Annotated in this window: 14 protein-coding genes; 7 read left to right on the forward strand and 7 right to left on the reverse strand. The window is 33.4% G+C overall.

Translation table 11 applies throughout. The features are described from left to right. Positions 1-12 precede the first annotated feature (12 nt). The 3 genes from KZH69_RS09895 to KZH69_RS09905 all read left to right on the forward strand — a co-directional run bounded on the left by KZH69_RS09895 (position 13) and on the right by KZH69_RS09905 (position 3468). Positions 13-1440, forward strand: a complete 1428-nt coding sequence (locus KZH69_RS09895) for a CCA tRNA nucleotidyltransferase (RefSeq protein ID WP_219317281.1) — start codon at positions 13-15, stop codon at positions 1438-1440. Positions 1441-1500: 60 nt separating this feature from the next. Then, positions 1501-2523, forward strand: coding sequence for a COX15/CtaA family protein (locus KZH69_RS09900; protein ID WP_219317378.1), 1023 nt, complete (start codon positions 1501-1503; stop codon positions 2521-2523). A 171-nt stretch (positions 2524-2694) separates the two neighbouring features. Then, the gene (locus KZH69_RS09905; RefSeq protein WP_219317282.1) at positions 2695-3468 is read left to right on the forward strand and encodes a CDP-alcohol phosphatidyltransferase family protein; all 774 of its coding nucleotides are present in this window, start codon (positions 2695-2697) and stop codon (positions 3466-3468) included. A gap of 92 nt (positions 3469-3560) precedes the next feature. Here KZH69_RS09905 and KZH69_RS09910 read toward each other — a convergent pair whose 3' ends face one another. The 7 genes from KZH69_RS09910 to KZH69_RS09940 form a co-directional block, all read right to left on the reverse strand. After that, a complete protein-coding gene (locus KZH69_RS09910; RefSeq protein ID WP_219317283.1) occupies positions 3561-4331 on the reverse strand; it encodes a LytR/AlgR family response regulator transcription factor in 771 nt (256 codons plus the stop codon). Between the two features lie 97 nt (positions 4332-4428). Continuing rightward, positions 4429-4782, reverse strand: coding sequence for a 2TM domain-containing protein (locus KZH69_RS09915; protein WP_219317284.1), 354 nt, complete (start codon positions 4780-4782; stop codon positions 4429-4431). A gap of 126 nt (positions 4783-4908) precedes the next feature. Beyond that, positions 4909-5214, reverse strand: a complete 306-nt coding sequence (locus KZH69_RS09920; RefSeq protein WP_219317285.1) for a 2TM domain-containing protein — start codon at positions 5212-5214, stop codon at positions 4909-4911. 30 nt (positions 5215-5244) lie between these two features. Beyond that, the gene (locus tag KZH69_RS09925) at positions 5245-6600 is read right to left on the reverse strand and encodes a 2TM domain-containing protein (protein WP_219317286.1); all 1356 of its coding nucleotides are present in this window, start codon (positions 6598-6600) and stop codon (positions 5245-5247) included. A gap of 24 nt (positions 6601-6624) precedes the next feature. Next, the gene (locus KZH69_RS09930) at positions 6625-7245 is read right to left on the reverse strand and encodes a hypothetical protein (RefSeq protein WP_219317287.1); all 621 of its coding nucleotides are present in this window, start codon (positions 7243-7245) and stop codon (positions 6625-6627) included. Between the two features lie 20 nt (positions 7246-7265). Further along, a complete protein-coding gene (locus KZH69_RS09935) occupies positions 7266-7679 on the reverse strand; it encodes a DUF2141 domain-containing protein (RefSeq protein ID WP_219317288.1) in 414 nt (137 codons plus the stop codon). A gap of 198 nt (positions 7680-7877) precedes the next feature. Beyond that, positions 7878-10037 (reverse strand): TonB-dependent receptor, encoded by a 2160-nt coding sequence (locus KZH69_RS09940; protein ID WP_219317289.1) that lies wholly within the window; start codon positions 10035-10037, stop codon positions 7878-7880. Positions 10038-10185: 148 nt separating this feature from the next. Between KZH69_RS09940 and KZH69_RS09945 the strand changes: the two genes are divergently transcribed. From KZH69_RS09945 to KZH69_RS09960, 4 genes are all read left to right on the forward strand, one after another. Next, positions 10186-11424, forward strand: coding sequence for a hypothetical protein (locus KZH69_RS09945; RefSeq protein ID WP_219317290.1), 1239 nt, complete (start codon positions 10186-10188; stop codon positions 11422-11424). A gap of 89 nt (positions 11425-11513) precedes the next feature. Then, on the forward strand, positions 11514-11966 hold the full coding sequence (locus tag KZH69_RS09950; RefSeq protein WP_219317291.1) for a YciI family protein: 453 nt from the start codon (positions 11514-11516) through the stop codon (positions 11964-11966). A 457-nt stretch (positions 11967-12423) separates the two neighbouring features. Next, the gene (locus KZH69_RS09955) at positions 12424-12882 is read left to right on the forward strand and encodes an SRPBCC domain-containing protein (protein WP_219317292.1); all 459 of its coding nucleotides are present in this window, start codon (positions 12424-12426) and stop codon (positions 12880-12882) included. 84 nt (positions 12883-12966) lie between these two features. After that, positions 12967-13119, forward strand: coding sequence for a hypothetical protein (locus KZH69_RS09960; RefSeq protein WP_219317293.1), 153 nt, complete (start codon positions 12967-12969; stop codon positions 13117-13119). Positions 13120-13181: the final 62 nt, after the last annotated feature.

The following is a 13181-nucleotide window of genomic DNA, read 5'->3' on the forward strand; positions in this document are numbered from 1 at the left end:
AAACCAATTAAAATGAGCATTAAAACTTCATACAAAGAAGCCTTAAACAATAAAATATTTGAAGTAATCTCTCAAGCTTCCCATGAACTGAACATAGAAAGTTATGTGATTGGTGGTTTTGTTCGTGACTTACTTTTAAAAAGAGATTTTAAAAAAGACATTGATATTGTTGCCGTTGGTAGTGGTATTGAATTGGCATTAAAAGTTTCTCAGTTATTACCCAAAAAACCAAAAGTTCAAGTTTTTAAAACCTACGGAACCGCTATGTTGCGTTTTGAAGATACCGAAATTGAATTTGTTGGCGCTCGAAAAGAATCCTACAATCTTGACAGCCGAAATCCTGTTGTAGAAGACGGAACCCTTGAAGACGATCAAAACCGCAGAGATTTTACGATCAACGCATTAGCTTTGTCGTTGAACTCCAATAATTTTGGCGCACTTTCCGATCCATTCAGTGGTATTTCAGACTTAGAAAACAAAATCATAAAAACGCCTCTTGATCCAGACATTACCTTTTCGGATGATCCTTTGCGCATGCTTAGAGGAATTCGATTTGCAACCCAATTGGGTTTTGAGATAGACAAAGACTCATTAGATTCCATCGCCAAAAATGCCGAACGAATCAAAATCATTTCTGGAGAGCGAATCGTAGAAGAATTAAATAAAATCCTTTCTACCGACAAACCTTCCATTGGATTTTTATTATTGTTCAAAACTGGTCTTTTGGATATTATCCTTCCTGAATTAACAGCCTTAAATCAAGTAGAAGAGATAGAAGGTCATACACACAAAAATAATTTTTACCATACTCTGGAAGTGGTAGATAACATTTGCCCCAACACCGATGATGTTTGGCTACGTTGGTCGGCTTTGTTACATGATATTGGAAAAGCACCAACCAAACGCTTCAACAAAAAACAAGGCTGGACATTTCACGGACATGAATTCCTTGGCGGAAAAATGGCTAAAAAAATATTCGAACGCTTACACATGCCATTGAACCACAAAATGAAATTTGTGCAAAAAATGGTTATTATGAGCTCCCGACCTATCGTTTTAGCACAAGATATTGTTACCGACTCAGCAGTACGTCGTTTGGTTTTTGATGCAGGCGAAGATGTAGAAAATTTAATGACCCTCTGCGAAGCCGATATCACAACCAAAAACCCCAATAAATTCAAGAAATACCACAGTAATTTTGAAATTGTCCGCAATAAAATTGTAGAAGTCGAAGAACGCGATCATGTTCGCAATTTTCAACCACCTATTTCTGGAGAAGAGATTATGCAAATTTTCAATTTAAAACCTTCCCGTGAAATTGGAATGCTAAAAGAAGCGATTAAAGAAGCCATACTAGAAGGAGAAATTTCAAATGATTATGATGCTGCTTATGGATTTATGATGAAAAGAGCAGAAAAATTAGGTTTAAAGAAAGTTTAACTAATGTTCAGCTTCTGCTAATTATTTATAAAATAAATTTACAAAAAATTGATTTAAATCATAATGAAAAACAACAAATCCGTAATTATCTGGCTCCTATCAGGTTGCTTTTTAGTGTTCATAATGGTTGTAGTGGGAGGTATTACCCGATTAACCAATTCCGGTTTATCCATGACTGATTGGCATTTGGTTACTGACACTCTGCCTCCACTCACCGAAGCCAAATGGCAAGAAGCATTCGACCAATACAAACAGTTTCCAGAATACCAAAAAATCAATATTCATAATGATTTCACACTCTCCGATTATAAATTTATCTATTTCTGGGAATGGTTTCACCGTTTCATAGGAAGAATAATAGGACTAGTTTTTATCATCCCCTTCTTTTATTTCTTAGTAAAAAAGAAAATTGACAAGGCCACATTAAACAAATGCTTTGTTCTACTTGGAATGGGTGCTTTGCAAGGTTTTTTTGGTTGGTTTATGGTAAAAAGTGGATTGATTGACAATCCTGACGTAAGTCATTTTAGACTATCCTTGCACCTTACATTTGCCTTTATCACTTTTGCCTATACCCTTTGGGTAGCACTAGATTTAATCTATCCTGATAAAAAAGCAGCAATTATTCCTTTGCAAAAAATAGCCCGATTAGCTTTAATCTTCTTGCTGTTACAAATTATATACGGAGGTTTTGTTGCGGGACTAAATGCAGGTTTAATTCACAACCATTGGCCAATGATGAGTGATGGACAATTCATTCACGACAGTGTATTCATCGAACAAAAAACACTACTCTTGAATCTTACCGAAGGAAAAAGTGGCGTTCAATTGGTTCACCGCATGTTAGCGTACTTTGTGGTTGGATTCATTTTATTCCTTTATTTTAAAAGTAAAAAATACCAATTGACATTACAACAACAAAATGGATTAAACGCATTGGTAGTAATCGTTTTTCTTCAGTTTACTTTGGGTGTTTTTACATTACTGTACAGTGTACCGCTTTGGCTTGGTTTAACCCATCAAATTGTAGCGTTCTTTCTATTGACGGCAATGACATACTCTTTGCATCGATTGAGCAAATAACACTATTTTAAAGCTGAAAAATGCTTTTAGAAACAGAATGACTTCTTTGAAGAAACTGTTTCTAAAAGCGTTTTTGTTATTTTTAACTACTGTTTACGATTCAAATGCTTAAATTAGACTTACTTTTGTAGTCCGACTATATTGTCACATCTTGTTCTTTCATCTATTAAAATGTCTAAACTTGCTGCTCAAAATCAATTTATTGATTTATCCGATTACGGTAGACCACTTGCCAAAATATTTGCCAATCAATTAAAAAACACTCGTTTTACTCCCATCCACGTAACCCTCCTTTTTGGTATTTCTGGTCTGATTGCTATCTTTTGTATTTTACAAAACCACTACTTTTTGGCTTCCTTTTTCATTATTTTAAAATCGATAATTGATGCCGCTGATGGTGAATTATCACGAATTAAAAATACACCATCATACACAGGAAGATACCTTGATAGTGTGTTCGATATAATCCTTAATTTTTTATTTTTGATGACTATTTGTTACGTCTCCAAAACGAGTCTTGTATTTACTTTTTTGGCTTTTATTGGCATACAATTACAAGGCACTTTATACAATTATTACTATGTAATTTTGAGAAACAAATCGGCTGGTGGAGATCGAACAAGTCAAATTTTTGAAGACAAATCTCCCAGAGCATTACCAGGAGAGAGTCAAAAATGGGTAGATATTTTGTTCCAAATTTACACTATAGTCTATGGTGCTTTTGACAAAATCATTCATACTTTAGACAAAGATGCCTATAAAGTAAATTCGTTTCCAAATTGGTTTATGACATTATTGTCTATTTACGGATTGGGTTTTCAATTGTTGATAATTGCCATTATGTTGCCTTTAAACTGGATAGAATATATTGTGCCTTTTTTTATCATCTACACTTCTCTTGTTTTTATACTAATAGGCATCAGAAAAGCATTTATCAAGGCTTAAAACCACCATAGCCAAAATCCATACCTACAACTTAAAACCCAGTTATTCAGTATTTTAAAACAACAAACCTCAATAATAATAACAAGTAAATTTTAACCTATCCAATTTTTAAAATCAGTCACTTTTTCTCTGCTCACAATTACCTCATCTTCCTTGTAACTAGGCAAATTAATCTTCAATCTGGAGTTGCTGTACACTACAATTTCCTTTATTGCTTTGATTGAAATAATGAATTTCCTGCTGATTCGATAAAAAGCTACAGTATCAATTTCCTGCTCCAAAACTTCCAAAGTACTATCTATTAAATAATTTCTATTATCAAAAGTGTGAATATAAGTACCTTTATTTTCACTAAAAAAACATTCAATTTCATCAGTCGAAATCACTTTAAGATGTTGCCCAATTTTTACTGTAAATCTTTTTTTGAATGGTTTCTCAAAAGGGTTTGAAAGCATTTTTCGAATCTGTTCAAAATCCAATTGCATTGATTCATGCCCTGTTGTTTTTGGAAATTGAAAATGATCTTTAAATTTCAAAACGGCCACTTCCAGATCATCTTCATCAATGGGTTTCAAAAGGTAATCGATACTATTTAATTTGAATGCTTTTAGTGCATATTCATCGTAAGCTGTGGTAAAAATAACAGCACTTTTGATGTCTATTTTTTCGAAGATTTCAAAGGACAAACCATCCGACAATTGTATGTCTAAAAAAATTAAATCGGGATGCTCATTTTTCGAAAACCAATTCAAAGCTTCTTCCACAGAATGAAGCATAACTCCTACTGGAATATTTATTTTTTCGAGTTTGCGTTGTAATAATCTTGCCGCTGGCTTTTCGTCTTCTATTATTATTGTGGTCATATTTAAATTTTAGATTACAGATTGCAGAATTTAGATTGGTAGCATACAAATTGCAGATTATCGTTTTACATTTTTCCTGCCAACTGAATACTGCTGTTCACTCCCACTTTTGTTTTTTGTCATCATCCATAAACTCATTGATTTTTCTTTCTTCCCAGTCAGCACCAAAAAACAGGTCTCTACCAAAAACCGATATCCAATGTGCTAGCAATCCTATTCCCCAAAATATGGCTGTGAAAAAAGTCTCCCATTTAAAGAAAACTTCGATGCCTATTTCACTTTTGTTGAATGTGAATATAATTATAAATGCATTTACGAAGACATAAACCAATGCATGCACATAAAACCCCTTGATTCTCTTTACACGTTTATAAGCCATTTCATATCTAGAGTCTGGATTGAAATTTTCATCCTGAAAATTTTCAAATAACTGTTTTCTATATCTTCCCATTTTATGTGTGTTATTAGATTCTAAGTTGCAAAGACGCTAAGATTTAAAAAACCAAATTAATAAACTCGAAATCGAGTTACTTTCCTTTAAACTTAGAATCTTAAACTCTTAACAGCTCTTAAATTATTATTCCCACGATTTTTTTGTTTGCTCTTCTTTTTCCATGAACTCTTTAATTTTTCTTTCCTCCCAATCTTTATTGAAAAACGGTGAATAATTAAAAACTTTTAATCCGTGAAAAAGCACTCCTAGCCCCCACCATCCCAGCGGCCAAAAAAACCATAAATACTGTGGCGAAGTAATGATATTTATGGCTATTAAAAAACAATTTACCACAATATATGAAATCAAGTTTCCATAAAAACCTTTTATCTCTTCCACTCTTTTTCTCGCTTTATAATAGCGTTCTTCATCTGTATTTTGATTTTCCATGACTTTTAAATTTTATATTTAAATTACATCCTATTTCCAACTCTGTTTACTGTTATCTTTATCCAATATTTCTTTTATTTTTCTTTCTTCCCAATCGGTTCCGTAGCCAAATACCTTAAAAGCATGCATCGTTAGCCCAAATCCCCAACCCGCTACAGAAAACCAAAACCAATGAAATTGTGGCATATAGGTGAGATTAATAAATATTAAAATTGGAATCACACAACAATAAGAAATCAAGTTTCCATAGAATCCCTTAAGCTGTTCTACTCTCTTTTTTGCTCTGTAATAAGCACTATTTTCATTATATTTTGAAGTTGTTTCCATAACACTAATTTGTTTGGTTAAAATCGGGATCTTAACCGTAAATCTCTTTTCATCTTGTTCGATCAATACCTTTCTGTTGGTAATAATTCCGTAGCGATCCACAATATTTTGTAATCCTACACCCTGACGACTTTGAATAACCTCCTTCTTTTGTAGATCATTTTGAATTGCCAAATAATCACCTTCAATAAAGATTCGAATGTGCAGTGGTCTTTGCTCGCTAACCACATTGTGCTTTACCGTATTTTCCAACAACAATTGCAACGAAAGCGGGACCACTTTGGCATCCGGGTTTACTACTGTTTCTGGCAATTCATAAAACAAACTATTCTCAAAACGCATTTTCAACAGATTCATATACGTTTTAGCAAAAGATAATTCTTCTTCAACCGAAACCAATTCTTTGTCTTTTTGTTCCAATACATAACGGTATATTTTAGACAAAGAAGTGGTAAATCGTTGTGCATTTTCAGGATTTTCTTCAATCAATGAACTCAACACATTCAAACTATTGAACAAAAAATGTGGATCAATTTGATTTTTTAAGGTTTCGAACTTGGCATTGGCAGTTCCGGCAATGATTCGTTGTTGTATTACTTCGGTTTTTGAAGCTTGTTTCCATTTTACCATAAAGCTTCTGGCTTGCATAAAAACGGAGACTCCCAATGACAAAATGATGTAAAAAAGATGCACCCAAATCATTCTTTCATTAAAAAACTGATCTAAGGCCATTTTTTGCAAAACCACAAAAATGATATAATCTATACCCAAAACAACTGGAACCGTATATAAAACAGTAACCAAAATCCCATAGTAAACTCTCAAATTAGTTTGCTCGAGCCAATCCCATTTTCTGTCCAATAAATTATTTAAATAACCATTCCCAAAACCTAATCCAAAAGAATACAAACAACTCAAAGAGAACGTTATTAAGACATTTTTTATACTAAAATCATCTCCTAACAAAGCTGAAAAAATAATAGTGAAAACCATAGAAATCTTGAAACAAACGATTGTTCCACTTTTTAAATCAGAAAATGTACTTCTATAATCTTTCATTATAATCAGCTTAAATTAATTGAACTATTTACAGTTTTTTTGAGCTTCCAGTGCTCTATCCAATCCCCATTTTGGAGAGAAAGGGGTTTGCGGTTTAAAAGTAGCAAAAAGTCCAATAGCTTTATCAACTTCCTGACATAAAGGTTTCGTGTCTACACCTGTCCATTTGGCTCCCTGAATTTGAAAATCAGCTTTCCCAAAAACTGCTCTTGGGTTTTGTGGAGACAATGCTTCGGCTTTAGTGTACATTTCTATGGTTTTACCTGAATATTTCATGCCGTTTGTCATAGGATCGACAACAATCCAAGCAGTGTAAATCATGGCCTGCATCACATATAGCTCGGCGTTGTTTTGATCTTTTATCATTTCGGCATCCAAGGCATTTTGCGCTTTATTTAGCAAAGCATTCACCTGGGTTTTATCTTGAATTCCAAATGAAGCCGTAGTATTAACCAATGCCACATAATAATTGGGCAGCCAACTACTTTTGTCTGCTGCTGAAATGCGCTCAAACATATCCGAAGCTTCTGTGTTCTTTCCCTCTTTCCAAAGTTGAAATGCCTTTCCCATCCCTTGTTCAAATTGTCCTTGAGCAGAACTTATTACAGCAACAAATAATGCGATTGTAGTGATGATTTTTTTCATTTTGATTATAGTTTTAATGATTAGTTATTGAATTTGATATCTATTTTTGAATCTTTGTTTATGTTAAACTTGGCATCTTCATAGGCAGGAGGCCCCATAAATCCTTTGGCATTGTTGGAACAAGCAAAATCTTCAGAAGGAATTCCCATCATATTTTTATCCAATTTCCCATTACTGTTTTCATCTTGATAAGTAGAAATACCATATTCTCCTTTTGGGATACCAACAAAAGTAACGGTGGCACTATTGTTTTTAATTTCGGAAGTAATGCTTTTGTAAGTTGATTTAAGAAACGTTCCTTCTGAATTGTACAAACCTACTTTTACCATTCCGATATTGTTTTTTAAACCCGAAACAGAAACAGTAAGGTTAGCATTTTGGGCAGACATTAGACTACAGATAAAAAATGCGATTGCAGTGATAATTTTTAACATGGTTTTTGATTTTTAGTTGTGATTAAATTGTGATTGAAACTCTTATTGTTATTGATTTAATTCTTGAACAAATTTATATTGGTTGTAACGCTTTTAAAATTTAATGATACCGAACTGTTGATTTTGATGGATGAAGTGTTCTTTTTGAAGTTTCTAAGTTTCTGAGATTCTAAGACACTCAGAGCCTTAGAAACTTTTTTACAAATTCTTCAACTGATTGTCGTTTTTGTTCTTGCTGATGGTCCAAAAGAAACCAATAAAGAAAAATCGATCCGCTGCCGGTTTGATGGCACTTCTTCGGTATTCACCATTTGCATCGGGTTTAACTGCATAATTGTATCCGTATACATTATTTGCGCCTAAAACATTGGAAACCGAGAAATACAAAATCTTTTGGGTAGTTAGCAAATACGCCCAGTTGAAACTCAAATCGTTGTATGATTTTGTCTTGCCGTTCATGAACTTGGTTTCATTCGGATTGTTATACGGCCTTCCTGTGCTGAATGAATTAGTAAACCCTATTTGAGATTTCCAGTCCGTTATCCAATATTTAGTTACTATCGACAAACTGTTGTCAGGAACAAAATTGGGAGTGACCTGGGTTGGATAATTTTTATACAAACGCTCCGTATCAATATAAGAATACGAAATCCAATATTCGAGATTCTTGATGGTTTTTCCATCTCTCCAAAACAAATCCAATCCTTTTGCATATCCCTTTCCATCATTGGTAAAAATTGAATTATAAGCAACTGTTGGGCTGTCAAATCGAACCAAATTGCTATAATCTTTGTAATAGGCTTCGGCTCTAAGTGTGCGCCCTTCTTTGCTGTATTGATAATTCAAAATAAAATGAGAGGCCTTTTCACTTTCAAATTGATTGTTTTTAGAAAACTTGATATATTCTACACTCGGCGTTTGAGAGAAATCACCATACGCAAAAGACAATTGACTGAATTTTGCCATTTTATAGGCAAATGAAATTCTAGGAGATATAAAATTATCATTTGTCAAATCATTTGCGGAAGCGCGAACTCCAACTTTGGCGGCAAGCTTTTTAGAAAAGAAAATATCAGCTTCTGTGTATAAAGCTCCAATGGTATTTTGATAACCATAATCAAACGTATTTCCTGCATTGCGAGTGAAGTTTTCATCATACTTGGTTATAAAATAATCGGCACCAAAAGACAATTTAAACCGATTGGAGAAGTTTTTTTTCAATTTCAACTTCATATTTACGGCATTTTCCGCATTTCCCAGATTATCCAAATCAATATCTGATTTCAGTTGATTATAGCCATAACTCAAACCTGCGGTAATATTCCAATTGGCTCCAAAAAAACCATTGTATGAAGAATTAAAGTATAAATTATCGTTTTTAGAATTGACTGTGATTTTGTCAATCGAGTTGATATTCTCCTGTTTAATTATAAATTGAGAAGCATCAAAAGCGGCGTACATCTTAAAAATTCCTCTTTCAAAATTGTATCGATACACCATTTCACCAGACAAAGCCTGCGGAGCGCTTTTCCACTCTACATCTTGGGGAACAAGTGCCTGATAAGGCGTTAAATTAATGTAAGAAGTATTGATGCTAAAAGAACTCTTTTTCCATTTTTGAGTATTTCCCAGACCTACACCTACGGTCATTACTGAGATTTCCGTTTTGCTTTGATCCGGTTCGTCTATTGTATTCAAAAGCAAAACACTCGACAAAGCATCGCCATATTCCGCAGAATATCCACCAGTAGAAAAGGAAATACCGCTGAAAAGGAATGGAGAAAATCGGCTGCGGGTTGGCAAATTATTAGGAGACGAACCATACGGCTGAGGCACTCGCATCCCGTCTACATATGTTTGGGTTTCATTAGCTTCGCCTCCGCGAACAAACAACCTTCCGTCCTCGCCTACTGTTTGTGTTCCTGGTAATGTTTGCAAAGCAGCCACAATATTTCCTGCCGAACCCGCTGTAGTTACGATGTCCAAAGGTTTTAATACCGATACTCTAGCTTTACTCCCTGAATCCAAAGAACCCGCAGTGATTATAACAGCATCCAGTGTATTGACATTATCCCTAAGTTTAATAGTTTGATTTTTAAAATGCGCTACATCAATGACTATATTCGAAGTTTCATAAACCAAGGAACTTGCAACCAAATTTTGATTTCCGGTAGCGGTGGTGGCAAATGCAAAATCACCATTTTCAGAAGTGGAAGCACCATCATAACTGCCTTCAATGTAAACATTGGCACCTGCGATTGGAACTCCTTTTTCATTAACAATTTTACCTGAAATAGTGGTTTGAGAAAAGAGTGTTAAACTAAATAAAGAGGCGAATAATAAAATAATGGTTTTCATGATGACGGTTTTGATGATTTTGATGAGACAAATGTCATTCAGAAAAAAAAGGAATTGAAATTGTTCTGACCGAATTGCGGAAAATTAGGGATGAGTTGTATGTTTCAAACTAAAAACTTATGTTTGTCACATTAACATAATTTTTAACATGAAAAAACTTCAATACTTATTTTTTATCTTATTTACAATTCCTTCATTTGGACAAATCAATTACGATGCAGGATACATTATCAATAATAATGGAATTAAAGCAGAATGCCTTATCCGTAATGTGGCTTGGCAAAACAATCCTACAGAAATAGAATTTCGATTAAATGAAGATGATAAGAAAACCAAAATAGCAAATATTGCAGATATTAAAGAATTTAGTATCGGGAATAGTTATAAATACAAGCGTTTTAACACTAAAATAGACAAATCAAACAGTGAAATAGCTACTTTAAGTAGTGAAAAAAATCCTATTTGGAAAGACGAAACCTTATTATTAAAAGTATTGGTTGAAGGAGAAGTTAATTTATACCAATATATTGGTAATGGTTATCAACGGTATTTTATAAGCACTGGTAATCATGAAAAAGCAGAACAGCTTATATACAAAGAATACTATGCTCAAAATAATGTTGTTACAGAAAACAATGCCTTTAAACAACAGCTTTTTACGACGCTTAAATCTGACAAATTCACAGCAGATGATTTTAAAGACTTGCCTTATGAAAAGCAAAAAATCATTGATCTAATTATAAAATACAACACCACCAAAAACAATCAAATTTCAAATTTTGCTCCCAAACAAAACCAAGCTAAAACAAACTTTAAACTTCAACTTGGAGTCAACTATTCTGATATTGAAATTATTAGCACTTCAGAGTTTGAAACGGGAGGAATTTATTCAGCAACTTTTCCAAAAAAACCTGTAGCAATTATTGGTTTCGAAATAGAATATATATTACCTATTAATCAAAAAAAATGGTCTTTATTATTTAGCACTAGTTTTCAACACTATAAATCAGAAACTATGGCTTCCAATAATGCCCCAATTAGCATTGATTATAAAACTATTGACATACTATTTGGAGTACGGCACTATTTCTTTCTAAATAATCAATCTGCAATTTTTATCAATGGGGGAATGATCTATGGAAGTCCATTTAATTCTTATTCGAAAAGAGAGCGCCAAAAATATTCATGGGAAGAGGGCACTGGAACAATTGAAATTAAGAAAGAAATTGAAGGTAATGCATACGCTTACATTGGACTTGGCTATAATTATCACAAATATAATGTAGAATTAAGATTCAATTCCGATCGTGAACTTTTTAAGTCAGATAGAAAACTTAAATCTAGTTACAGTTCATTTGGCATTTTATTTAGTTATAATTTTTTATAAGCAATAGATATTATGTTCATTGTGCTCTTTGCGGTTAATTAAAAAGTGTTCAATAGAATTCGTAATTTTAGTATCTAAAACTTACCACCATGAAAAAAGCTATTCTTACATTATTGCTTTTAGTTAATTTTAATCTACTTTTCTCTCAAGAAACAAATTCCTCTTATGACGAAAAACTCGCCAAATCCCTAAATGCAGACGAACGTGGTATGAAGCAGTACGTGTTTTGCATTTTGAAAACAGGAAGCAACACCACCGCAACAGACGAAGAAAAAAACGAACTGTTCAAAGGACACATGGCTAACATCACCAAACTCGCTAAAGAAGGTAAACTAGTTTTGGCCGGACCTTTCATGAAAAATGACAGAAACTATAGAGGAATTTATATCTTTAATGTAAACACAGTCGAAGAAGCAAAAGCACTTGTTGTCACTGATCCTGCCGTAAAAGCCAATATTTTTGAAGTCGAATTGACTCCTTGGTATGGTACTGCGGCATTGCAGGAAACTTTGAAGATTCACGAAAAAATAACAAAAAAATAGTTCCCGTTTTTTATTCAAAAAGGAGTTCGATTAATACCAAACAAAAACTTTTAGGGATATCCAAAAATAAATTACAAGACAAGCCATCCGAAGACTGGAAAAACCCCTCCGAAACAGACAATTACTCGTCAGAAGACTGTAATTGGGAGTCCGAAGCTTGCGTAAGACATTCAGAAGCCCGTATCAGGGTCTTTTTTTCTTCAAATTTGCTATTTTACTGAGCGGAGAACAAAAGTGGTTGAAATAAACAAAATTCACGATTTGTAAGTTTGTAACTATTACTTTCTATATTTAAAAAAGGTACAACTATAAATTTTTCAGACCAAGCTAACCAAATTCGGGTAGATTGAAGTAATTTTATCAGACCTAGTAAATGAGTTATAGGCTATGTTAAACGACTGCTAAGTATGACGAAAAATAACAACTAGAAAAATTAATTTAAACAAATATTTATATCATGAAAAAGTTACAATTCAAAGTAAGCATCAGTGCATCTGTGACCACGATTTATGATTTTATGCTTGGCATCAACAGTAAATCAACTTATGAGCAATGGACTTCTTTGTTTAACCCGACATCGACCTATGAAGGAGGTTGGGACAAGGGAAATAAAATTCTATTTATTGGAGTAGATGAGAAAGGAGAAAAGGGAGGTATGGTTTCCAAGATAGCTGAAAACATTCCCAACCGATTTGTTTCGATTCAACATTATGGCCTTTTTAAAGCTGACCAGGAAATTACAGAAGGACCAGAAGTGGAAAAATGGGCAAACGGATTTGAAAACTATACCTTCGAAGAAAACAATGGAACTATAACCGTTACTGTTGACTTAGATACTTCTGAAGATTTTTTAGATTATATGAACCAGACCTACCCAAAAGCACTCGATAAGTTGAAAGAACTTTGTGAAAAATAACGATTTCAAGAAGTACCTTTACTCAAAAAATAAATAATCGAACTCACCTATAAAAGTCTTCAATAATTCTAAAAAACTAAAAAAATGCCACATCTTTTAGCCACACTTCGAAATGTTCCTTTTGAAACCATAAAAGGAGTTTTAGAAAATGACAGAGCCTTTCATGCTTCCGAAGAAATGTATCTAGAGCATATTTGGCAAAATGTAGATGATGAAAATGAAGTGCTGTTTCTTTAGAATAAATACAATAGAAAAAACAAAAAAACTAATTGAGAAGTTACATAGCAAAGCATTGGAAC

The sequence above is a fragment of the Flavobacterium taihuense genome (assembly GCF_019351435.1).
In the GTDB taxonomy this organism is placed as follows: domain Bacteria; phylum Bacteroidota; class Bacteroidia; order Flavobacteriales; family Flavobacteriaceae; genus Flavobacterium; species Flavobacterium taihuense.

What these genes read in the sequence shown, in the direction of transcription:
- KZH69_RS09940 (WP_219317289.1), bottom strand. Translation starts at nt 10,037, where the DNA reads ATGAAAACCATTATTTTATTATTCGCCTCTTTATTTAGTTTAACACTC.
- KZH69_RS09955 (WP_219317292.1), top strand. Translation starts at nt 12,424, where the DNA reads ATGAAAAAGTTACAATTCAAAGTAAGCATCAGTGCATCTGTGACCACG.
- KZH69_RS09920 (WP_219317285.1), bottom strand. Translation starts at nt 5,214, where the DNA reads ATGGAAAATCAAAATACAGATGAAGAACGCTATTATAAAGCGAGAAAA.
- KZH69_RS09945 (WP_219317290.1), top strand. Translation starts at nt 10,186, where the DNA reads ATGAAAAAACTTCAATACTTATTTTTTATCTTATTTACAATTCCTTCA.
- KZH69_RS09950 (WP_219317291.1), top strand. Translation starts at nt 11,514, where the DNA reads ATGAAAAAAGCTATTCTTACATTATTGCTTTTAGTTAATTTTAATCTA.
- KZH69_RS09895 (WP_219317281.1), top strand. Translation starts at nt 13, where the DNA reads ATGAGCATTAAAACTTCATACAAAGAAGCCTTAAACAATAAAATATTT.
- KZH69_RS09925 (WP_219317286.1), bottom strand. Translation starts at nt 6,600, where the DNA reads ATGAAAGATTATAGAAGTACATTTTCTGATTTAAAAAGTGGAACAATC.
- KZH69_RS09915 (WP_219317284.1), bottom strand. Translation starts at nt 4,782, where the DNA reads ATGGGAAGATATAGAAAACAGTTATTTGAAAATTTTCAGGATGAAAAT.
- KZH69_RS09910 (WP_219317283.1), bottom strand. Translation starts at nt 4,331, where the DNA reads ATGACCACAATAATAATAGAAGACGAAAAGCCAGCGGCAAGATTATTA.
- KZH69_RS09960 (WP_219317293.1), top strand. Translation starts at nt 12,967, where the DNA reads ATGCCACATCTTTTAGCCACACTTCGAAATGTTCCTTTTGAAACCATA.
- KZH69_RS09935 (WP_219317288.1), bottom strand. Translation starts at nt 7,679, where the DNA reads ATGTTAAAAATTATCACTGCAATCGCATTTTTTATCTGTAGTCTAATG.
- KZH69_RS09930 (WP_219317287.1), bottom strand. Translation starts at nt 7,245, where the DNA reads ATGAAAAAAATCATCACTACAATCGCATTATTTGTTGCTGTAATAAGT.
- KZH69_RS09905 (WP_219317282.1), top strand. Translation starts at nt 2,695, where the DNA reads ATGTCTAAACTTGCTGCTCAAAATCAATTTATTGATTTATCCGATTAC.